The following is a 21,089-nucleotide window of genomic DNA, read 5'->3' on the forward strand; positions in this document are numbered from 1 at the left end:
GAGCTTGTCGAGATCCGGGTTTCGACAAGCTCAGCCAGCGGGTCAGTTGCTGAGGTAGGCGAGGAGGTCGTGGCGGGTCAGGATGCCTATGGGCGCGCCGACGAATGTCACCATCACGGTGTCGACGTCGGAGAGCAGTTCGCGGGCGGCGGAGATGGTTTCGAGCGAGCCGATCACCGGCAGCTTCTCCCCCATGTGCTCGGCGATCTTGTCCGTCAGCTTGGCCTCGCCGCGGAACAGCTTGGCGGTCAGGGTACGTTCATCCACGGCCCCGAGGACTTCGCCCATCACCACGGGCGGCTCCGCTGAGAGGACCGGGATGTGGCTGACGCCGAACTCGTTCATGATGTTGATGACGTCGCGGACGGTTTCGTTGGGGTGGATGTGCACCAGGTCCGGCAGTTCGCCCGTCTTGAATTTGATGACCTCGCCAACGGATGCCTCCTCGCCGCCGGATAGGAAGCCGTAGGAGCGCATCCACTGGTCGTTGAAGATCTTGGCGAGGTAGCCGCGGCCGGAGTCGGGCAGGATCACCACCACCACCGCGTCCTCGGGGAGGTCCCGGGCGGTGCGCAGGGCGGCCACGACGGCCATGCCGGAGGAGCCGCCCACCAGCAGGCCCTCCTCGCGGGCAAGGCGCCGGGTCATCTCGAAGGAGTCGGCGTCGCTGACCGCTAGGACCTCGTCCGGGACCGACTTGTCGTAGTTGCCGGGCCACATGTCCTCGCCCACGCCCTCGACGAAGTACGGGCGACCGGTGCCGCCCGAGTAGACAGAACCTTCGGGATCGGCCCCGATGATCCTGACCCGGCCGCCGTCGGACTCCGGACGGTCCGCCGACACCTCCTTGAGGTAGCGGCCGGTGCCGGTGATGGTTCCGCCGGTGCCGGCGCCGATGATGCAGTGCGTCACCTTGCCGTCGGTGTCCCGCCAGATCTCGGGGCCAGTGGTCTCGTAGTGGCTCAGCGGCGCCGCGGGGTTGGAGAACTGGTCCGGCTTGTACGCTCCGGGGATCTCGGTGACCAGGCGGTCGGACACGCCGTAGTAGCTCTGCGGGCTGTCAGGCTCGACGGCGGTGGGCGTCACCACCACTTCGGCGCCGTAGGCCTGAAGGACCGCGCGCTTGTCCTCGCCCACCTTGTCCGGAACCACGAAGATGCACTTGTAGCCCTTTTGCTGCGCCACCAGAGCCAGGCCGACGCCGGTGTTCCCGGAGGTGGGCTCGATGATGGTGCCGCCTGGCTTGAGCTTGCCGTCACGCTCGGCTTCCTCGACCATCTTCGCCGCGATGCGGTCCTTGATGGAGCCGCCGGGGTTCACGTATTCCAGCTTCACGAGGACGGTGGCCTTGATGCCCTCGGTGACGTGGTTGAGCTTGATGAGCGGGGTGTTGCCGATGAGGTCCAGGACAGACTGGGCGTACTTCATGGGTACCAACTTACCGTCTTGGACTGCGGGACCCGCGCCGGCCCGGGCGGCGGGCCGCGCGGGCCCGGGCGGCGGGGCCCGATGGCCATGCGTAGCCGCCATGCCTAACCACGCTATGCCTAGCCAAGGAGCGTGCCGGCAGGGCAAGCTGGCTACGGCACCCGCGGCCGGGTGCCACTCATCAGTGCCGTCGAAAGGAACCGTGCCGTGGACTGGACCCTCGAAGTGGTTGTGCTGCCCGTGAGCGATATCGGCCGGGCCGTGGAGTTCTACCGGGACAAGGTCGGCTTCCACCTGGACCACGACACGCAGAATGAGCACATGCACGTGGTCCAGCTGACGCCTCCCGGTTCGGGGTGCTCGATCGTGATCGGCGACCTGCCGTCGCAGAACGAGATGGCGCCGGGCTCCATGCGGGGCCTGCAGCTGGTGGTCGCGGATGCCCGGGCGGCGCGCGACGAACTGCTCAGCCGCGGCGTGGAGGCGAGCGAAATCACCGTCTTCGATGAGCGCGACGGCGGAACGTTCTTCGGGTTCAGCGACCCGGACGGGAACACCTGGGCGGTGCAGGAGCTCCGGATCCGCGCCCAGCAGCCGCTGATCCCGGTGGAGGCCCGCGGCCGCTTCGGCGAGGAGTAGGTCAGCCGGAAGCACCGCCGGCATCGGCCGGGAGGTTCTCCCAGAGCCCTAGGATGTTGCCCTCGGTGTCCTTGAAGTAGGCGTAATGGCCCATCCCCGGGATGGTCTCCTTGGGCTTCACCACGGAACCGCCCAGCTGCTCAACCGTGCGCAGCGTCGCGTCAATATCCTCAACGTCCACGGTGATGACCGGTGTGGTCAGTTCCCCCTCCCGGGCCATCATGCCGCCGTTGATGGCGCCCGGCTCGGTGGGCCTGCCGGTCTTCTCGTCCATCGGCGTGGTGATCACCACGTTGTAGTCCATCTCCGGCATGGGGTCGATCCGCCAGCCGAGGGCCTGATTGTAGAAGTTTCTCGCCCGGTCCTGGTCGTCCGCGGGGATTTCGAAATGCACCACGCCACCCATTGCCATCACCTACAAGTTGAAGGAAGGGACACGGCCGACCCGCGCCACACAGGGGATTGTAGTCCTGGCACCGTCTATGGTTAAGGGCCTGGAAAAACCCGGCCGGCGGCCCCGGCCGGAAGTTTGTCGGTCCGGCGTGGGACGATGTTTGCATGACCATTGCTGACGTTCCCGCCCGGCTGGCAGCCGCGGCGGATGCGTCCCTCAGGTGGCATCCGGGTGCCCCGTATGACTTACACCGCACCTTGGGCATCCTGATGCGCGGTAACGGTGATCCCTCCTTCGCCTCGCGGCCGGACGGGCTGTGGATGGCGTTCACGACGCCGGATGGTCCGGTGACGCTGCGGCTCACCGTGGCTGGCACGGGCCCGGAGCCGTACATCGATGCCCAAACCTGGGGTCCCGGTTCCGGCGCTGCCCTCGCCGGCGTTCCCCGGCTCCTCGGCGCCGGTGACGACTGGACTGCTTTCGACGAGCCTTCATTCACCGCGACACTCCCCCACATGGTGCGTGATGCCCGACGCCGGAATCCCGACGTCCGCCTCCCGTCTACCGGGCGGATGGTTGACTCGCTCGTGCCCACCATTCTGGAGCAGAAGGTCACGGTAATTGAGGCGCGGCGGGGTTTCCGCTACCTCATGTACCGGCACGGCACGCCCGCGCCCGGCGCCGGTACCGTTGCGCCGGTCGGGTTGCTGGTGCGGCCCACCGCCGAGGGATGGCTCCGCATTCCGTCCTGGGAGTGGCACAAGGCGGGAGTCGGCCCGCAGCGGTCGGCGACCGTCATGCGCGCCCTGCGATCCGCCGTCGCCCTTGAACGTCTGGCGTCCCTCCCGGCGGCGGAGGCAGCCGCCAGGATGCAGACCATCCCGGGAATCGGCGTGTGGACAGCAGCCGAGGTGGTGCAGCGGACGCACGGCTGCCCAGACTCCATCGCGGTGGGCGATTACCACCTCGCCGCGTATGTCGGCGCGGCGCTGACCGGACAGCGGACTGACGACGCCGGCATGCTGGCCCTGCTGGAACCGTGGACGGGACACCGGCAGCGGGTGGTCCGCATGCTCGGCCTGAGTGGCTTCCGGAAACCCACCTTCGGCCCGCGGATGACCATCCAGGACCACCGCAGCCACTGACCCGCCCCCACAGACCAGCGCGAACAGACACTTAAGCCCCCGTTCCAGGGCCACAAGTGTCCGTTCGCGCTCAGAGGCCAAGCCGGGCGACGGCTTCCTCGCGCATCTCCACCTTGCGGACCTTCCCGGACACCGTCATGGGGAAGCTGTCGCGCACATCGACGTAGCGGGGCACCTTGTAGTGCGCCAGCTTCCCGCGGCAGAACTCGGCCACCGCCGCCGCGTCCAATGGTGCCGCCCCGGGCTTGAGGATGATGCAGGCCATGAGCTCCTCGCCGTACCTGGCATCCGGCACCCCGATCACCTGTACGTCCTGGATGGACGGATGGGTGTAGAGAAACTCCTCGATCTCGCGCGGGTAGATGTTCTCGCCGCCGCGGATCACCATGTCCTTCTTCCGGCCCTCGATCACCACGTACCCGTCGTCGTCCATGCGTGCCAAGTCGCCGGTGTGCATCCAGCCGTCACCGTCGATGGCCTCCGCTGTCTTGTCGGGCTGGTTCCAGTACCCCTGCATGACGGCGTAACCGCGGGTGCACAGTTCGCCGATTTCGCCGCGCTCCACCACCTCTCCGAGCGCGTCCACGATCTTGCTTTCAAGCCGCGGCATGGTCCGCCCCACGGTTTCCGTCCGCTGCTTGAGCGTGTCACCGTCGCGGGTCATAGTGGACACCGGCGATGTCTCGGTCATGCCGTAGCAGATGGCCACGTCCAACATGTTCATCTCGGACATCACGCGGTTCATCACCTCGATGGGGCACAGCGAGCCGGCCATCACCCCGGTGCGGAGCGCGGAGAGGTCGTACGAGGCGAAGTCGGGCAGCGCGAGTTCGGCGATGAACATGGTGGGAACCCCGTACAGGGACGTGCCGCCGAAATCCTGCACGGCCTCCAACGCGGCGGCCGGCGTGAACCCGCGTCCCGGGATGATCGTCGCGGCGCCGTGGCTCAGCGCGTTCAGGTTGCCGATCACCATCCCGAAGCAGTGGTAGAACGGCACCGGAATCACCACCCGGTCGTGCTCGGTGTAGTTGAGCAGCTCGCCGATGGAATACCCGTTGTTGAGGATGTTGTGGTGCGTCAGCGTGGCGCCCTTGGGGAAGCCCGTGGTTCCGGACGTGTACTGCAGGTTGATGGGATCGTGCGGATTGAGGCCCGCCATGCGGGCCAACAGCACCGAATGCCCGACGGCGTCCGCCCGCTTGAGCAGCTCGGCGTACGTGAGCTCCTGCTCACCCAGGGGGACACCGGCGTCGAGCCCTTCTAATTCGAAGTCCGGCAGGAACACGAGCTCCCGGAGGTCCGGGCATCCCGTGAGCGCGTGGCGCGCCATCCCCACGTAGTCGCTGGTCCGGTCCGACGGCGCCGTGACCAGCATCCGCATGCCGTTCTGCTTCACCACGAACTCCAGCTCGTGGCTGCGGTAGGAAGGATTCACGTTGACCAGGACCGCCCCGATCTTCGCCGTCGCGTACTGCAGGATGGTCCATTCCGCGCAGTTCGGGCTCCAGATGCCGATCCGCTCCCCCTTGGCGACGCCAAGGGCGAGGAGCGCACGGGCCAGCCGGTCGACGTCGTCGTTCAGTTTGGTGTAACTCCAGCGGCGGGCGTCCGCCCCGGGCACCGCAGCGGCCTCGATCAGCGCGTCGTGCAGGGGGAACTGCCCCACCACGCGCTCAAAGTTCTCGCCGATGGTTTCCTCGAGCAGGGGGACGTCCGCGTCCCCGGCGGTGTAAGCGCGCATGATGGCACGCTATCAAGCAGCCCGGTGCTAGAGAAGCAGTACGGGCCGCCCGTTCTGTGTAACAGGTCCGGGCGCACCGGTGAGGGCCGGTATTGTGAAATCCATGAGTGCACCCATCGACCTGCAGGCCACCTTCATCCCCAACGACGGCGAGTTCTTCCGCGTTAAGCTCGCCCTGGAAATCGCCATTGACGAGGTAGTCAACGAACCTGGCTGCATCCGCTACGAGCTCACGGAGGCGACGGAGGAGAAGCTGGTCCTGACCGAACGCTGGGAGTCGGAAGAGGCCCTCGACGCGCACTCCAAGGGCATTGCCCTGCAGGACCTGAACGAATCCCTCAGCGCCCTCCTGGCCGAACCTGCCCAGGTGGAACGCCTCTAACTTCTTTAACAAAAAACAACTGTGAGTCTTTACGTGGCTGGTCTGGGACTAGCTGGCAGTGTTGATGCCGGTCGTTCTGCTTGGTGCGTGACTCGAAAAAACAATTGCCCCTCGAGGGTGCGTTTCCCCCGATTTGTCCACGCTGGGTGGAGCGGCCGGCGCTGACCTGTCCCACGTCGGTGGCTTGATTAGAAGCTTGTCCAGCCTCTGAGGTTGTGGCTCATCACAGTTTTGCCTCGGGGTGACTCTTCCCAGGTCCGGCGCCGGTCGTGCTGCGGCCATTCTTGCCCGTTCGAAAGGAAGGAGGGTCGTGCGTTGACTATCGTTTCGCAGACCCGCCCGTTCGTCATCGGCGTGGACTGTCACGCCCGCACCCACACATACGCCATCATCGAGGCCAGCGCTAAGCAACAGGTCGCGTGCGAGCAGTTCCCGACCACCTCGGCAGGGATTTCACGCGCACTCGCCTGGGTAGGCCGAAGGACAGACGGCGATATGGGGTGTCTGTGGGCTGTAGAGGGTATCGGCTCATATGGGGCCCGTCTGGCCAAGGCAGTAACGGACGCCGGTTACGACGTCGCCGAAGCTCCACGGATGAACGCCCGAGGCCGTCGGGGGCTGGGCAAATCGGACCCGTTGGACGCCACCGCCATCGGAGCCGCTGTCCTGGGCTTGGAGGAGTCCCAACTCCGGGTTCCGCGACGGGATGAAGGAACCCGTGCCGGGCTCAGGATCCTGAGTGCGGCACGGGATCAGCTGACTCGGGAACGAACAATGAACGTAAATGCACTCATCGCCCTCCTCCGGGCACATGACCTTGGAGTCGACGCCCGTAAGCCTCTTGTTCCCGCGCAGATCGCTGCGATCACTAGATGGCGGGAACGGCAGGAGCAGATGGAATTAGCGATTGCGCGGGAGGAAGCGGTTCGCTTGGCGCGCCGCGCTCTCGAAGTGACCACTCAACTGGCGGCTAATCAGAAGCGCATGACTGAGCTAATTCAGCAAAGTCCCGCCGCCCCGCCCCGCTGCTGGAGATGGTGGGCGCTGGCGCCGTTTCAGTCGCTGCCGTCCTGACTGCTTGGTCGCATCCAGGAAGGGTTCGCAGCGAAGCTGCTTTCGCGTCACTGGCAGGGGTAAATCCCTTACCGGCCTCAAGCGGTAATACTGTCCGTCACCGGCTCAACAGGGGCGGTGATAGGCGCCTCAATCGTGCCTTGCACACCATCACCATGACCTGGATGATTCACCATCCCGGAACGCGGGAGTACGTCGCCAAACGCACCCAAGAAGGCCGCAGCTACCGCGAAATCCGAAGATCCCTCAAGCGCTACCTTGCCCGAACCCTCTACCGTCAGCTCAACACCCTTTACGCCTCTATGGATCCAGCCCGCCCAAGTGTTGCAGGGGCAGAGCCCAGCCAACTCGTCGGAGCGCGTCGCGATTCCGCGCCACGCCTAGGCCTCATCGCTGCCCCAGCGTCCTAGTGCGATGATCGCCTCACGCAAGGCAAGCCCGCGATCGGTCAGCGCATAGGCCCGGGTGTTGTGCCGGAGGGGCAGACGGGACAGTATCCCGGCCGCTTCGAGCTCGCGCAGGCGGGTCGCGAGAATGTTCGTCGGCACTCCGAGGTCGCGCTGCAGATCGCCGTAGCGCTGCGGCCCGTCGAGCAGCCGCTCCACGATGAGCAAGGCCCACCGTGCTCCAACGATATCGAGGGCCGCGGCGAGGTCGCTCACTCGGTCGGATCGGCGTCCGGTTTCATCCAAAACGGCGAGTAGTGGTAGCCGTCAGGGTCGTCGAACTGGCGCTGGTACATGAAGGGGTAGTCGTCGATATCACCGATCCGGCCGCCGGCGGCACCGGCGCGCTCGACGAGCTCATCGACTGCCTGACGGCTGCCGAGGTCGAAAGAGACCGTGACCTTCGAGGGTGTATCGGGTCCGCCGACCAGCTCCTCGGCGCCGCCGACGCTCGCATACATCTCGCGGCTGCCGAGCATGACGTACTGCTCGGGCGCGATCGCGAAGCATGACACGTTGTGATCGGATATTTCTGGGTTGAGGGTCCAGCCCAGGGCGGTGTAGAAGGCGGTCGCGCGCTCGACGCTCTCGACCGGGCAAGTGATGAAGAGGCTCATGCGCCCCATACTTGCAAAATGCAAGTATGACGTCAAGATCACGGCCGCGCAGTCCGCAACTTGCAGGCGTGTAGGAGCACGTTCAGAGGTACGGCCGAGAATAGGGACCAGACCGTGCGTTGGGCATTGGAGCAGAGATTTGTCGCGCTCCCATGGGTCAGCTAAAAATTTTCTCGAAACCTTAGCGTTTTGAGACGGGAAGGTTTCGAGTGGGGAACCCATGTATACATGACCGTTCGCGCGATAGCTGGCATACGGGGGAGTCAGCGGCACGTTCAGCTTCGTTCGGTGTTCTCGGCGGCTGAAGTTGTTGGGTTTGCCTCGGGTGTTTGGTGCTGGGTTGTTTGATTGTTGGTTGCAGCCCAGTGAGCGAGTAGTTGGAGGCTGTCGTGGGAGGTGGAGCCGGGCTCGGCCGTGTAGGCGAGGATGGACAGTCCTTTGTCAGTGGCGACTTCCAGTCCTTCGAAGGTCAGGTCCAGGTCCCCGACAATGGGGTGATGAACTTGTTTTGATCCGGAGTGATGGAGCCGTACGTCGTGGGCTGCCCAAAGGGTGCGGAAGTCGTCGCTGCGGGTGGCCAGTTCTCCGATGAGGTCGCTGAGGTCCCGGTCGTAGGGTGCCCGTCCTGCGGCGCTGCGCAGGAGCGCCACCGTCTGCCGGGCCGCGTCGCCCCAGTTCCGGTAAAAATCCCTGGAGCGGGGGTCCAGGAAGAGGAAACGGCCGAAGTTCGCCGGTCTCTGCGGCTGGACGTACATCTCTGAGTAGAACGCCCTCCCGAGCTGGTTCGAGGCGACGATGTCCAGCCGTTCGTTCTGCACGACGGTGGGCAGAGCGGTCATCGCGTCGATCATCCTTTGCACCCCCGGACGTACCTGCTGTGCCCGGGCTGGACCGCGCCGGCGTGCCGGGTGCGTGCCTTCGTTGGCGGCGCGCACCAGGTCGTAAAGGTGGACCCGCTCGGCGTCATCAAGCTTCAACGCCTGGCTGATGCCCTCCAGGACCGATTCCGAGACGCCCTTGGCGTTCCCCCGCTCGAGCCGGATGTAGTACTCGGTACTCATCCCCGCCAGCAGGGCAACCTCTTCGCGGCGCAAGCCATTGACGCGGCGCCGGCGGTAACCGAAGACGGGGAGGCCCGCCTGTTCCGGGGTGATCCTGGCCCGCCGGGTCATCAGGAACTCACGAATCTCGTTGGCGCTGTCCATCCTTCGACGCTACGCCCCAAACCCGGCGTTAGGGGGTTACTGCCATTAACCGGGTAGGCAGGGACTCCCTAGCCCGTTGCAGGCGATATTGACTGAAGACAGTCACCTACACGAAAAGGAAACACCATGACTGATCAGGAAGTTTGGTTCATCACCGGCGCCGCCCGCGGAATGGGCATCGATATCGCCCGCGCGGCACTCAACGCCGGCCACGCAGTGGTCGGCACCGCACGCGACGCACACCGCGTCACCGAGGCTCTGGGTGAGCACGAGAACCTGCTCGCCGTGTCACTGGACATCACCGACGAAACCGAGGCCAGCACCGCGGTCAAAGCGGCCGTGGAACGGTTCGGCCGTATCGACAGGCTCGTGAACAACGCCGGGAACTTCTACGCCGGGTTCTTCGAAGTCATCAGCCCGGCCCAGTTCCGCCAGCAGATGGAAACGAACTTCTTCGGGCCCCTGAACGTCACCCGGGCTGTGCTGCCGGTCATGCGCGCCCAGCGCAGCGGCCACGTCATCACCTTCAGCTCCACCGCCGGGCTCACCGGCCAGGAGTTCGTCGCCGCGTACTGCGCCTCGAAGTTCGCGACCGAGGGCTGGATGGAATCCCTCCGCTTCGATCTGGAGCCCTACGGCATCAACACCACCATCGTCGAACCGGGCTTCTTCCGCACCGAACTGCTCGTCGAAGGTGCCTCCACGATCTGGCCCGAACTCTCCATCGATGACTACGACCAGCGCACCCAAGGCACCATCGAGGCCTGGAAGGGCATGAACGGCAAGCAGGGCGGAGACCCGGCCAAACTCGCCACCGCCCTCATCACGATCACCGCCCAGGACCAGCCACCGCTGCGCTTCCTCGCCGGTGCCGACGCCGTCCAGACCGCAGAAGACAAGGCACACCTGCTCCTCGAGCAGGCCAACGCCTACCGCGAACTGTCTTCCTCCCTCGCCCACGACGACGTCCTGACCGGCCAGTAGTAACTGCCTGCCCGGGCAGCACGCCACCGGGACAGGGGCTTAGAACCTCGCAAAAGCACTACGAGGAAAGACACACGACAACGCCCCTTGGATACGCGCGGCACCGAACCGTGCCGCGCGTATCCACTGCTGGGCTGGCCGACAGCATGTCCTGGCCTGCGAGGGCGGGACAGGCTCGGGTCGTTCAACAGCTACTCCTCGAATCAAACTCCCGCGTCACCCCTGCTGAATTCGTTCTGAACCAGCTCCAGGCCGGTATCGGCCTTTGTATGAAAAGGACACTGCTATGACTTCCAGACTTACCGGAACTGTCGCGATCATTACCGGTGCCAGCAGCGGCATCGGCCACGCCACTGCCCTTGAACTCGCTGGCCGGGGCGCTTCCGTCGCTCTTGTCGCCCGCCGTCAGGACCGCCTCGATGAACTCGTCGAAGAAATCGAAAAGGCCGGCGGGACAGCGCTGGCGGTACCAACAGACATCTCCAACCGCGCCCAGGCAGAAGCCGCCGTCACCAAGACCATCGAGGCATTCGGCCGGCTGGACATTCTTGTCAATAATGCCGGGCTGATGATCCTCGGGCCCTTCGCCGAAGCCGACGTGAATGACTTCGAACGGATGATCGCCATCAACCAGCAAGGGCTGCTGTACATGACGAAGGCGGCCCTGCCCTACCTGCAAAAAGCAGCGGGCGATGACCTTCGCCAAGTGGCCGACATCATCAACATCTCCTCGGTTGCGGGGCGCACCGCTTACCCCATCATGGGCGTCTACAACATGACGAAATTCGGGGTCAACGGCTTCAGTGAAGCCCTCCGTCAGGAACTGGCCCAAACCCACGTCCGCGTCGGTGTCCTCGAACCGGGCAAGGTCGCAACCGAACTCGACTCCCACAACACGGACGAAGTACGCGCCGACATCGAAGCCAACTTCGGCGGGTTCCGCATCCTGGACCCACAGGACATCGCCGACGGCATCGCCTACATGGTCACCCGCCCCTGGCACACCGCGATCGGTGAACTCTGGATCATGCCCACCGAACAGGGCTGACACCCATCCCGCCCTCCGGGCAGGCTATTGCTCCGATGGCGCCGGCAGACGTCTCGTAACCCTTGGGATACGAGACGTCTTATGCTTCTGTTCGGAAAAATCACGATTCCCGTGAAATGACGCAACTTTCTCAGCGTCCAGAGATTCTCATAACTATGTCCCGAAACTTGCCGGTGGAATCGGCATAGTGATCTTTAGTTATGCGACACATCGGAGGCAGGCCATGACGAAACTTATCGGCTACGCACGAGTTTCGACACGGCAGCAGTCAACCGACCGGCAGCGGGCAGATCTACTGGCCGCCGGCGTTCGACGCGATGACCTCTACATCGACCATGGGGTCTCCGGAGCACGCGCGTCACGACCACAGTTTGATCGAGCACTCGACGCACTGATCGAGGGGGACACCCTCGTCATCACGACTTTGGACAGGCTCGGGCGATCCACCCAGAACATGCTGACCTTCGCCGATGAACTCCGTAGCAGGCGCGCCGGCCTGCGCGTACTGAACCTGGGCGGGGGCGACGTCGACACAGCAACACCGATGGGGTCAATGTTGTTCACGATCATGGCCGCCCTTGCCCAGATGGAACACGAGATCAAGCGCGAACGCGTCACGGATTCCATCAACAAACGAAGAGAAGCTGGCCGGGACCTTGGCGGCCGGCCGCGCCGGGTTACCGATAGCCAGATCCGAAGCGCCGTTCAACTGGTCAAAGGCGGCGAGCCCGCAGCGCAGGTTGCCCGGGACCTGGGAATGTCCCGAGCAACCTTTACAGGCGGTCACGAGCGCTTGCCGACCAGAAGGCTGCCATTTAGCGCCCACACCCTCCCTGCTACACGCCGGTCCGTCCTGCCGGTTCCGGCGTGAACCCTTGTGCGTGGTGGGGTGCTGGGGAAGCGGCTCGCTGGGGCGAACCGGGAGTCGGGCGTCCACTCCGCTTCGCGCCGTGGCCGGCTGTTGGGTGCTGCCGGTCATCACCAGGTGTGTCTACGACGTTTTGGCTGCTGTCCTGACGGATTGTACGTGCCCGCTCCGGCCCGTCTAGCCCCTCCGTAAACTCCGGGGCCTGCGGACCAGGAAATGCCCTGCGACGCTCCTTCGTCGCTGATTTCCTCCGGGAATTTCAGGTCTTGGGGGATGGAGGGGTCTTCGGCCCGACGTGCTGCTGCGGCAAGACGATGGACAAGATCGAGTGATCCGAGGATCAGTTGGCTGGTACTGGCTCGGTGTGGCCGTTGAGAGCCTTCTCGACGTCGGCGGCGACCAGATAGTGGTTGTTGAGCGCGATGGCGGCGGCGGACCCGGCGGCCGCGGCGTTGATCAGCTGGGCGGTGGGGTCCACGACGTTGCCGGGTGCCCACACGCCGTCGATGCTGGTGCGACCGGTGCGATCGGTGGCGACCCAGCCCTCGTCATTGACTTCGCAGCCCAGGGCGGTCAGGATTTCGTCGGACGGTACGAAGCGTGGGCCGACGAACAGCCCCGTGCGTCTGACCATCGGACCCTCGGCGAGTTCGACACCGCGGACGCCGGTCTCGTCGGACACGATCCGCGTCACTTCGCCATCGACGATCCGCACGCCGCGAGCGGCCAACAGCTCCCGCTCGTGGGCCTCCAGTTCGATCCGGTGGGGAAAGAACACCATATCGTCGGACCACTGCCGGATCAGCTGCGCCTGGCGCAGGCTGAACGCACGGTCCTCCCCTCCGATCACCCCGAGCGCGCTGTCCCGTACCTCGTAGCCGTGGCAGTACGGGCAAAAATGCACATCCTGGCCCCACCGCTGGCGCAGGCCCGGGATCTCGGGGAGCTCATCGCGGAGCCCCGTGGCTACCACCACCGCGCGTGTGTCCAGCCGCCCGCCCCCGGCCAGGCGCACGGCGAACCGCTCCCCTTCGAGGCGGTCGATGCCGACCGCTCGGCCCGACAGCAGCTCCCCGCCGTAGCTGGCGACCTCTCGCCTGCCCGTGGACAACAGCTCGGCCGGGTCCATGCCGTCGCGGGACAAGAAGCCGTGCAGGTGCGACGCCGGGGCATTGCGCGGTTCGCCGGCATCGACCACCACCACCCGGCGTCGGGACCGACCCAACATCAACGCCGCGGACAACCCAGCCACCCCGCCACCGACCACAACCACGTCGTACTCCGCCATAACACTCACCCTTCCGGACCATCAGATAAAACCTCTAGAGGAAAGTTCTAGCATAGATACCGAGGATTGTTCTACTCCGGGGTAGGATGGACCAATGACCAGGACCCCCACTCCCAGCACGGGCCACCGGGCCAGGCCCGGCTCGCGCCGGGAGGACATCGCGGCCGCCGCGATCGAGCTGTTCCTCTCTCGGGGTGTCGCGGCGACCCGGGTGGACGACATCCTGGCCGCGGCCGGCGGCGTGAGCGTGGGAAGCTTCTACCACCACTTCCGCGACAAGCTCAGCCTGGCCGCCACGGTCTATCTGGAACACCTGCAGCGCTTCCAGCGCGACCTGCTCGTCGAGCTTGACCGCCACGCTCGCACCGAGGACGCCGTCCGCGGGGTGGTGGTGGCCTACCTACGGTGGGCCGGGGCTGATCCGCGGGCTATGGGCTACCTGCATCAGTGCCGCGAGCCCAACGTCGTCGAGATCTCCGAAGGCGAAGAAGCCCGGCTCAAGCAAGGCTTTTACGATCGGCTCGCCGGCTGGCTCGGCGAACGCGCCGCGACCGGGGAGCTACGAGCGCTGCCGCACGAGCACAGCCTTGCGCTATGGCTCGGGCCCGCCGAACAGCTCGTTCGGGCCGCCATCGAACCCTCCGGGCATTCCACCGCACCGGAGCCCGACGCCCTGGCCGCACACCTCGCCCACGCCGAACGAGTCCTCGCCGACGCCGCCTGGCAAGCCCTTCGACGCCCCGCCCCGGGCGACACTGCCGACCAAGCGCGCTAGTAACGGCCAGCGGCAGCGCCGCAGCAACCACAATCGCCACTCACATCCGAGGCATGGCCGACGTCGTGAGCACCGAAGCACACGTGAACCCTGGAGTGCTGGAGAACACCCGGCAGTACGCCGCACTGGACTGGCACAATGAAATCGTGGCCGTCCTGTTCGCGCGCGAGCATCGGGCGGCAATGAATTAGCCAGCATGGGTGCCCATTTCGTCAATTACTCAAATGAGTAAATGGGCACCCGCCTGATCGCCCAATCTGCGCCAGAGTGCGCGGGTGGTCCGACGCATGTGGCAGCCGGCGCCTGTGGTCACCAGCGACGGACCGCCGTTCCCGGTTGGTTCCAGTGTGCCCACCAGGTGCGCCGGCCCCGCCCAAGATCCGAGAACCCACGAGCGGTTCCGGTGGAAGCCTGGGAAAAGGAATCATGCTCGCAGGGCTCACACCCTTTGGGCGTCCGCTGGCGCAGCCGGCTGTTGGGTGCTGCCGGTCCGTCGCAGGGCTCCTGCCCGTCATCACCAGATGTGTCTACGACGTTTTGGCTGCTGTCCTGACGGATTGTACGTGCCCGCTCCGGCCCGTCTAGCCCCTCCGTAAACTCCGAGGCCTGCGGACCAGGAAATGCCCTGCGGCGCTCCTTCGTCGCTGATTTCCTCCGGGATTTCCTGCCCCTTGCCCTGCGGGTAGACAGGCCTCCGTCGGGCACAGCTCCGCAAGCTTCGCCAGCAGCCAAAACAACGGGGGAGAGGGGAAGCTGACCGCTCACCACGAGCGCCCCACCCACCGCTTGACAGACATAGAAGCATCGGGGTCACCCCGCACCCAAACCGAAAGGTTACTGGGCGCGGGGTGACCCCGTTGCTGTTTTAACGAGCGCTTAGGGCCCGGGATCCTTTAGAATTCGGGGATCTGCGAGCCATCCTGGGGCCCGGCGCTCTTGCCGGCGCTGTTGCCCGCGGCTGCAGCTGCCTCGGCCTGGGAGCGGGCCACATGGGCGTGGACTTCCTCCATGTCGAGCGCCTTGACGGCGTCAATGACCTGCTCGAGCTGCGGGGCGGCCAGCGCACCGGGCTGTGAGAAGACCAGCACCTTCTCGCGGAATGCCATCAGCGTGGGGATCGAGGAAATGCCCGCCTCCGCTGCCAGCTGCTGCTCGGCTTCGGTGTCCACTTTCGCGAAAACGACGTCCGGGTGCTTTTCCGAAACCGCGGAGTACGTGGGGGCGAACTGGCGGCAGGGGCCACACCATTCAGCCCAGAAGTCCACCAGGACAATGTCGTTGCCCTCGATGGTCGATGCGAACTGTTCACCTGTGATGTCAACGGTAGCCATGGTTCAACCGTACGCGAGCCGTGTCCGTAAGTCCCGCGGCCCGGTGGCTTGTTCGCTCCCCGCGTCACCGGGAATATTCTGCGCCCGCCATTTGCCGCTCAGCCCCCCCGGCACGCGTGGGCGGCCTCGGCGCACGGGCAACGGCGGATACTGCGGGAAACAAGTGCCCGGGTCCCGGAAAAACAAGTATTCCCTACTCGTGCGGTGCCTGTGCGCTGGTTCCTACACTCGAATCAGGCTGGGGCCGGCACGTTAGCGAGCAGCGTGCACCACTCATGAATAGCGGTCATGCGCCCCATATGCCGTGCTTCCGCCCCATGGGCCCGAGCGCCTCCTGTGTCTGCGCGTCACCGTCCGCCGCGCACCCGGACATCCGCCTGCGCACGAGGCAAAGGCCCGCCATGAACAAGCAGGAGACGCCAGATCCCCAGAGCACGCCCGGCCACGAGAACGATCCGCAGCGCCTGACATCCGCGCCCCCGAGCTTCGTCAGGCCAGCCCCGGTGCGGCATGTACCGCTGGCGGGCAGGCCCGGGGCCCGGGTGCTGCTCATCTCGGCAGCGGTGGCCGCTGCCCTGCTGGCGGCGTCGGCGGGCGTCAACGCGCTTGTGGCATCCGACGCCGGGAGCCCGGCTGCCGCCGTCGGCCAACCGGCCGCGGTCGAACAGTCGCCCGCCCCCACTCCGCCGGCAGCAGAGGCAGCAGCGGCGGCACCTGCCACCAGCACGCCAGCCGCGGCGCCCGCCGCGGCGCCTGCCGTGGCGCCAGTTGCCAAAGCACCCGCGAAAGTACCCGTCAAGGCGACGGTCAAGGCACCGACCGGCGCCAAGGCTCCGGCACAGAAACCCGCAACGGCACCGAAAACCACAACGGTCCGCAAGGTTGCGCCGGCCCCTGCGCCCAAGCCCACCACGTACCGGGTGGTTGCCGGCGACACGGTCAGTTCCATTGCGGCGCGCTTCAGTGTCAGCACCGGCGGTGTGCTCACAGCCAACGGCCTTGCACCCAGCTCCGTCATTTTCCCAGGCCAGAGGCTCAAGCTCAGCGGACCCGCGGTGGCCATAGCGGCACCGGCAGCGGCTCCCGCTCCGGCCCCAGCGCCCGCACCGGCACCGGCACCAGATCCCGCTCCGGCACCTGCACCGGCTCCGGCTCCTGCGGTGCGGACCATCTACGTGGCTGGCGCCGGTGGCCAGGCGATGGTGGACAGCTGCATCGGTCCCATCCACTTCACGCCCACCGACGGATACTCGCTCTTCATCACGGAGCACGACTTCTGCGGCGGCTGGGCGCGGTTCTCAGGAATCAGCGTCGGCGAACGCGTTGACATCCCGGGGTACGGCTCGTACCGTGTCTCGGCGCGTAGCCAGGTGCCGAACCCCGGCACCACCAACGACGTCGCCGCGGTGTTCGGCGGATTCCCCCGCGCGGTCCTGCAGACGTGCATTCCGGGCACCACCCAGATGCTCGTCATCGCGCTGAACTGACCGGTCGGCCGAAACGGGGCCCTAGTTAGTCGTAGCCCAGTAACCCGGCGCTCCTCAGCCCCGATCCCAGAACCGGAAAGCAAAAGACCCCCGGAACCAGTAGGTTCCGGGGGTCTTTCCAATGTGGCAGATGAGGGATTCGAACCCCCGTAGGCGTTGCCAGCTGATTTACAGTCAGCCCCCTTTGGCCGCTCGGGTAATCTGCCGAACTTCGAAAGAAGATCACCCCGGCCGGTGTTTCCATCAACCGCGGGCAAGACAACCTTACAGAACTTCTGCCGAAGAATAAAATCGGGGATCAGCGGGCCGAATATCCCCTGAAATCAGGCTTCGCCGAGGATCCGCCCGGCCAGCTTTGCCTCGAACCGCAGGGCCTGCTCCTCGGTGATCTGGTTGAGCTGCACCGCCCGCTGGAGATCCGCCTGCACTCCCTCCAGCCGGGTTGAGGCATCGGCCACGGGGCTGAGGATGATGGATGCGGCCACGGCAGCGGCGGCCACGGAGGAGGCGGCGGTGGCGATGGTTCCGGCGGCTGCGGCCGTGGACCTGGTGACGTAGCGGACGGCCTTATGGGACATTGCTTTCCTTCCGAGCGGCTTCCAACTGCTACAACTCTGGGCTCCTAAACTTCGTTCCCGCCATGACTTGGCTTTGAGTGAACTGTGAATTCCGCCCACCTTCACTTCCCCGCCATCCGTACTACGCTGGAAGCCAGATATCCGCACCCTGCCCGGAGCCTCACCGCCCGGGCGACGCAGGCACCAGCAAAGGAGAGTCATGGCAGGCGAGTCCACGTTCGACGTCGTAAGCAAGGTAGACAAGCAGGAGGTGGCCAACGCGCTGAACCAGGCGCAGAAGGAACTCGCCCAGCGGTATGACTTCAAGGGCGTCGGCGCCGAGGTCGATTTCAGCGGCGAGAAGATCCTGATGAAGGCGAACTCCGAGGAGCGCGTCCTGGCCGTGCTGGACGTGCTGCAGTCCAAGCTCATCCGCCGCGGCATCTCGCTCAAGTCCCTGGACACCGGCGAACCATACGCGTCCGGCAAGGAATACCGGCTGGAGTCCTCCATCAAGGAAGGCATCGCGCAGGACCTCGCCAAGAAGATCAACAAGCTCATCCGCGATGAGGCCCCGAAGTCCGTCAAGTCCCAGATCCAGGGCGATGAGCTCCGTGTCACCTCCAAGTCCCGGGACGACCTCCAGGCCACTATGGCCCTCCTGAAGGACTTCGACGAGGCCGACCTTCAGTTCGTGAACTTCCGCAGCTAAGGAACTTCCGCAGCCGGACCCGCCAACGGCCCCGGACCCCTGAAGGGCCCGGACGCGGAACCGGGCCGGGGACACGCCCATCCGGATGCCCCCGGCCCGTTTGCGCATCCTGTGACAACGGACGTGGGCCGAGCCCCGAAAGGACAGGACATGAATTTCGCGGTCAATCCCGAGCCGTGGGACGCCGAGGACGGGGTCAGGCTCCGCGGCATGCAGCGGGCCGAACTGGATGCCCGCTACGGCAGCGACGACCACGAGCCGGGTTCCGCGCCCGGCGCCGGGAACATCACCCTGTTCCTGGTGGCCAGGAACCACGAGGGGACGGCCGTTGCCTGCGGCGCACTGCGCCGGCTTGACGCCGGGTCCGCGGAGATCAAGAGGATGTTCGTCCTGCCCAACCATCGAGGAAGCGGCGCCGCCACAGCGGTTTTGCGAAGCCTGGAGGCCGAGGCCGCCCGCCTGGGCCTGACGGAGCTCAAGCTGGAAACCGGCACAGCCCAGCCCGATGCCATCCGCTTCTATGAGCGTGAGGGCTACCGCCTGATCGACAACTTCGGGCCGTACGCGGGCGAGCCGCTGTCCGTCTGCTACGCCCGCCCGCTGGCCTGACGACGCGCACATATCAGGCGACGCGCAAATTTCCGCTCGCTACAGGTATTCCGCCCGCGCCAGGCATTGTGCGCGTTGCGGGTCCGGTGCGCGTCGCAGGGTGGGGTGCGTGTCGCGGAGCAGGGCTTACGACGGCGGCCCTCAGCTGAGCGGCCGGCTTGCCATCCGCTCCAGGCGGCTGATGCGGTCCTGCATCGGCGGGTGCGTAGCGAAAAGCTTGCTGAGCCCGCCGCCGCGGAACGGGTTGGCGATCATCAGGTGCGAGGCGTTGACCAGCCGCTGGTCCTGCGGCAGCGGTGCGGCCTGGACGCCCTGGTGGATCTTGCGCAGGGCGGAGGCGAGCGCCAGCGGGTCGCCGGTGAGCTGCGAGCCGTCCTCGTCGGCGTCGTACTCCCTGGTCCGGGAGATGGCAACCTGGATCAGCGACGCGGCCAGCGGCGCCAGTAGCGCCATCGCGATGAGGGCCAGCGGGTTCGAATTGCGCCTGTCCCCGCCGCCGAAGAACAGCAGCATCTGCCCCACCGAGGTGATGACGCCGGCCACCGCCGCCGCCACGGACGAGGTCAGGATGTCGCGGTTGTAGACGTGCATGAGCTCGTGTCCAAGGACGCCGCGCAGTTCCCGCGGCGTGAGGAGCTGCAGGATCCCCTCCGTGCAGCAGACCGCCGCGTTTTGCGGGTTCCGCCCCGTGGCGAAGGCGTTGGGCGCCATGGTGGGCGAGACGTAGATCCGAGGCACAGGCTGGTTGGCGCGGGCGGAGAGCTCCCGGACCATCTGGTACAGCTGCGGCGCCTCGGCTTCGGAGACGGGGTAGGCCTGCATGGACCGTAGCGCGATCTTGTCGCTGTTCCAGTAGCCGTAGGCCGTGGTCCCGACGCCGATCAGCGCCATGATCAGGATCGGGGCGGAGCTGCGGGTGTTGGCGGCAATGAGGGCGCCCAATCCCAGCAGGATCGCCCACAGCACGCCAAACAGTGCCGCGGTTTTCAGCCCGTTGTTGTGATTGTGCACTTTGCCTCCACAGCTCGGAAGTCGGAACCGGCTTCGCCGTTACGGAACGGGATTCCGCGCGTCGTACTTGAGGAAGCCGGATTGCCACCGCGCCACCATCCACGCCACCACCCAGTAGAACCCAGCCCTCACTAAGAATTTTAGTGCCGCCGCCAGCCAGCATGTCGCCCAACCGCGGACCGCCGGCGACCACCACAATGAAGACGCCCTGCAGCCGGCCGCGAAGGTGGTCCGGGGTCGCCGCCTGCAGGATGGTGGTGCGGAAGACGGCACTCACCGAGTCGGCAATTCCCGCGAGGGCGCAGCATATCGCCGCCGGAACCAGCCAGAAGGTCACGCCGCCGGAACCGGACCGCCCGGCCAGCACCACCACGACGCCGAACGCCGCAATAGAAGCGCCCCAGCCCATGACCGACCACACCACAGCACTCCCCTGCCGCTGTACCGCGCCGAGCGGCCCGGAAAAGAGGCCGGCGAGGAAGGCGCCCACTGCGACGGACGCCAGCAGGATGCCCACCGTGGTTTCCCCGCCGCCGATCATGAGGGCGCCGATGGCCGGCAGCAGTGCACGCGGCTGGGCGAGGATCATCGCGATGAGGTCGAGGATGAACGTCATCCGCAGGTTGGGCCGCGTGCCCAGGAACCGGAAGCCCTCCACGACGGACCGCATCCCGGCCCGGCCCGCCTCCTCGCCGGGCGGCATGGGCGGAAGTTTCAGCAGGGCCCAGAAAGCAAAGACGAAGCTGACAACGTCCAGCGTGTACGTCCAGCCAAAGCCGACGCTGGCCACCAGGACACCGGCGAGCAGCGGCCCCGCCGTCATGGACAGTCCGAAAGTCACCATGTTCAGTGCGTTGGCGGCCGGCAGGAGCTCTCTCCGCAACAGCGCGGGAATGATGGCGCTGCGGGCGGGCTGGTTGATCGCCTGGGCACCGCTTTGCACCGCCACCAGAGCGTACAGCAGCCACACATTACCCACATGCAGCCATGCCTGGAGCGCGAGCCCGCCGGTTGTCAGCCACAGCACCGCGGACGACAGAAGTGCCACCGCGCGTCGGTCGTGGGAGTCGGCGATGGATCCGCCCAGCAGGCCGCCCAGCACCAACGGGACCAGGGCAAAGATGCTCAGCAGCCCCACGTAAAGGCTGTCCTGGGTCAGCCGGTACACCTCAAGGCCCACCGCCACCAGGGTGAGCTGGCTGCCCACATTGGAGACGGCCGACCCCAGCCAAAGCCGCCGGAAATCAGCGCTCTCGCGCAGCGGAGTGATATCGGCCAGAAGCTTTCCCACCCGGCAACTCTAGCCTCAGCAGAAACTTAGCCTCGCCTTATTGTGATCTAGTCA

The 21,089-nt window shown here is 65.9% G+C and carries 21 protein-coding genes, 1 tRNA gene and 2 pseudogenes; 12 read left to right on the plus strand and 12 right to left on the minus strand.

Features of this window, described 5'->3' with window-relative positions; translation table 11 throughout:
• Positions 1 to 42 precede the first annotated feature (42 nt).
• Positions 43 to 1,428, minus strand: coding sequence for a cystathionine beta-synthase (locus QFZ33_RS19515; RefSeq protein WP_214846568.1), 1,386 nt, complete (start codon positions 1,426 to 1,428; stop codon positions 43 to 45).
• A gap of 132 nt (positions 1,429 to 1,560) precedes the next feature.
• On the opposite strand from QFZ33_RS19515, the gene QFZ33_RS19520 reads away from it, so the two are divergent.
• Positions 1,561 to 2,067 carry a VOC family protein gene (locus tag QFZ33_RS19520; protein ID WP_307030136.1) on the plus strand — a complete coding sequence of 169 codons (507 nt, stop codon included), beginning with the start codon at positions 1,561 to 1,563 and terminating at the stop codon, positions 2,065 to 2,067.
• 1 nt (position 2,068) lies between these two features.
• Here the strand turns inward: QFZ33_RS19520 and QFZ33_RS19525 are convergent, their stop codons facing one another.
• Positions 2,069 to 2,473: a VOC family protein gene (locus tag QFZ33_RS19525; RefSeq protein WP_102973882.1), complete on the minus strand. Its 405-nt coding sequence runs from the start codon at positions 2,471 to 2,473 to the stop codon at positions 2,069 to 2,071.
• A gap of 152 nt (positions 2,474 to 2,625) precedes the next feature.
• Between QFZ33_RS19525 and QFZ33_RS19530 the strand changes: the two genes are divergently transcribed.
• Positions 2,626 to 3,606 (plus strand): DNA-3-methyladenine glycosylase family protein, encoded by a 981-nt coding sequence (locus tag QFZ33_RS19530; protein WP_307030138.1) that lies wholly within the window; start codon positions 2,626 to 2,628, stop codon positions 3,604 to 3,606.
• 70 nt (positions 3,607 to 3,676) lie between these two features.
• On the opposite strand, the gene QFZ33_RS19535 is transcribed toward QFZ33_RS19530, so the two are convergent.
• A complete protein-coding gene (locus QFZ33_RS19535; RefSeq protein ID WP_307030139.1) occupies positions 3,677 to 5,350 on the minus strand; it encodes an AMP-binding protein in 1,674 nt (557 codons plus the stop codon).
• A gap of 103 nt (positions 5,351 to 5,453) precedes the next feature.
• On the opposite strand from QFZ33_RS19535, the gene QFZ33_RS19540 reads away from it, so the two are divergent.
• Positions 5,454 to 5,732 (plus strand): putative quinol monooxygenase, encoded by a 279-nt coding sequence (locus tag QFZ33_RS19540; RefSeq protein WP_111905119.1) that lies wholly within the window; start codon positions 5,454 to 5,456, stop codon positions 5,730 to 5,732.
• 315 nt (positions 5,733 to 6,047) lie between these two features.
• Positions 6,048 to 7,096: pseudogene (locus QFZ33_RS19545) on the plus strand (IS110 family transposase); the annotation flags it as partial.
• Between the two features lie 90 nt (positions 7,097 to 7,186).
• Here QFZ33_RS19545 and QFZ33_RS19550 read toward each other — a convergent pair.
• The 3 genes from QFZ33_RS19550 to QFZ33_RS19560 form a co-directional block, all read right to left on the minus strand.
• Entirely contained in the window at positions 7,187 to 7,468 is a 282-nt protein-coding gene (locus QFZ33_RS19550; RefSeq protein ID WP_055805363.1) for a winged helix-turn-helix transcriptional regulator, read from the minus strand.
• Positions 7,465 to 7,869: a VOC family protein gene (locus QFZ33_RS19555; protein WP_307030142.1), complete on the minus strand. Its 405-nt coding sequence runs from the start codon at positions 7,867 to 7,869 to the stop codon at positions 7,465 to 7,467. The genes QFZ33_RS19550 and QFZ33_RS19555 overlap by 4 nt, the downstream gene beginning before the upstream one ends.
• A gap of 275 nt (positions 7,870 to 8,144) precedes the next feature.
• Entirely contained in the window at positions 8,145 to 9,074 is a 930-nt protein-coding gene (locus QFZ33_RS19560; RefSeq protein WP_307030143.1) for a helix-turn-helix transcriptional regulator, read from the minus strand.
• A gap of 126 nt (positions 9,075 to 9,200) precedes the next feature.
• On the opposite strand from QFZ33_RS19560, the gene QFZ33_RS19565 reads away from it, so the two are divergent.
• The 3 genes from QFZ33_RS19565 to QFZ33_RS19575 all read left to right on the plus strand — a co-directional run bounded on the left by QFZ33_RS19565 (position 9,201) and on the right by QFZ33_RS19575 (position 11,977).
• On the plus strand, positions 9,201 to 10,058 hold the full coding sequence (locus QFZ33_RS19565; RefSeq protein ID WP_307030145.1) for an SDR family NAD(P)-dependent oxidoreductase: 858 nt from the start codon (positions 9,201 to 9,203) through the stop codon (positions 10,056 to 10,058).
• A gap of 286 nt (positions 10,059 to 10,344) precedes the next feature.
• Positions 10,345 to 11,106 (plus strand): SDR family NAD(P)-dependent oxidoreductase, encoded by a 762-nt coding sequence (locus QFZ33_RS19570; protein WP_307030147.1) that lies wholly within the window; start codon positions 10,345 to 10,347, stop codon positions 11,104 to 11,106.
• 223 nt (positions 11,107 to 11,329) lie between these two features.
• Complete coding sequence (locus QFZ33_RS19575; protein ID WP_307030149.1) at positions 11,330 to 11,977, plus strand: recombinase family protein; 648 nt, start codon at positions 11,330 to 11,332, stop codon at positions 11,975 to 11,977.
• Between the two features lie 337 nt (positions 11,978 to 12,314).
• Here QFZ33_RS19575 and QFZ33_RS19580 read toward each other — a convergent pair whose 3' ends face one another.
• Positions 12,315 to 13,262 carry an NAD(P)/FAD-dependent oxidoreductase gene (locus QFZ33_RS19580; protein WP_307030151.1) on the minus strand — a complete coding sequence of 316 codons (948 nt, stop codon included), beginning with the start codon at positions 13,260 to 13,262 and terminating at the stop codon, positions 12,315 to 12,317.
• A 94-nt stretch (positions 13,263 to 13,356) separates the two neighbouring features.
• On the opposite strand from QFZ33_RS19580, the gene QFZ33_RS19585 reads away from it, so the two are divergent.
• Together QFZ33_RS19585 and QFZ33_RS19590 are read left to right on the plus strand one after the other, a co-directional pair.
• Positions 13,357 to 14,037 (plus strand): TetR/AcrR family transcriptional regulator, encoded by a 681-nt coding sequence (locus tag QFZ33_RS19585; protein ID WP_307030153.1) that lies wholly within the window; start codon positions 13,357 to 13,359, stop codon positions 14,035 to 14,037.
• A 65-nt stretch (positions 14,038 to 14,102) separates the two neighbouring features.
• On the plus strand, positions 14,103 to 14,228 hold the full coding sequence (locus tag QFZ33_RS19590; protein WP_307030155.1) for a hypothetical protein: 126 nt from the start codon (positions 14,103 to 14,105) through the stop codon (positions 14,226 to 14,228).
• Positions 14,229 to 14,930: 702 nt separating this feature from the next.
• Here the strand turns inward: QFZ33_RS19590 and QFZ33_RS19595 are convergent.
• A complete protein-coding gene (locus QFZ33_RS19595; protein WP_307030157.1) occupies positions 14,931 to 15,368 on the minus strand; it encodes a thioredoxin family protein in 438 nt (145 codons plus the stop codon).
• 401 nt (positions 15,369 to 15,769) lie between these two features.
• Between QFZ33_RS19595 and QFZ33_RS19600 the strand changes: the two genes are divergently transcribed.
• Complete coding sequence (locus QFZ33_RS19600) at positions 15,770 to 16,855, plus strand: LysM peptidoglycan-binding domain-containing protein (RefSeq protein ID WP_307030159.1); 1,086 nt, start codon at positions 15,770 to 15,772, stop codon at positions 16,853 to 16,855.
• 124 nt (positions 16,856 to 16,979) lie between these two features.
• On the opposite strand, the gene QFZ33_RS19605 is transcribed toward QFZ33_RS19600, so the two are convergent.
• Both QFZ33_RS19605 and QFZ33_RS19610 read right to left on the minus strand, forming a co-directional pair.
• Positions 16,980 to 17,061 (minus strand) — tRNA-Tyr (locus QFZ33_RS19605).
• Between the two features lie 117 nt (positions 17,062 to 17,178).
• Positions 17,179 to 17,433 (minus strand): hypothetical protein, encoded by a 255-nt coding sequence (locus QFZ33_RS19610; RefSeq protein WP_102973875.1) that lies wholly within the window; start codon positions 17,431 to 17,433, stop codon positions 17,179 to 17,181.
• Between the two features lie 199 nt (positions 17,434 to 17,632).
• Here QFZ33_RS19610 and QFZ33_RS19615 point away from each other — a divergent pair, with 199 nt between their 5' ends.
• Together QFZ33_RS19615 and QFZ33_RS19620 are read left to right on the plus strand one after the other, a co-directional pair.
• Positions 17,633 to 18,124, plus strand: coding sequence for a YajQ family cyclic di-GMP-binding protein (locus QFZ33_RS19615; RefSeq protein WP_102973874.1), 492 nt, complete (start codon positions 17,633 to 17,635; stop codon positions 18,122 to 18,124).
• A gap of 150 nt (positions 18,125 to 18,274) precedes the next feature.
• Positions 18,275 to 18,733, plus strand: coding sequence for a GNAT family N-acetyltransferase (locus QFZ33_RS19620; protein ID WP_307030162.1), 459 nt, complete (start codon positions 18,275 to 18,277; stop codon positions 18,731 to 18,733).
• A gap of 141 nt (positions 18,734 to 18,874) precedes the next feature.
• On the opposite strand, the gene htpX is transcribed toward QFZ33_RS19620, so the two are convergent.
• Positions 18,875 to 19,744, minus strand: coding sequence for a zinc metalloprotease HtpX (htpX, locus tag QFZ33_RS19625; RefSeq protein ID WP_307030164.1), 870 nt, complete (start codon positions 19,742 to 19,744; stop codon positions 18,875 to 18,877).
• A gap of 39 nt (positions 19,745 to 19,783) precedes the next feature.
• Positions 19,784 to 21,035: pseudogene (locus tag QFZ33_RS19630) on the minus strand (MFS transporter).
• Between the last annotated feature and the right edge of the window lie 54 nt (positions 21,036 to 21,089).

Source organism: Arthrobacter globiformis (genome assembly GCF_030815865.1).
Taxonomy (GTDB): Bacteria; Actinomycetota; Actinomycetes; order Actinomycetales; family Micrococcaceae; genus Arthrobacter; species Arthrobacter globiformis_B.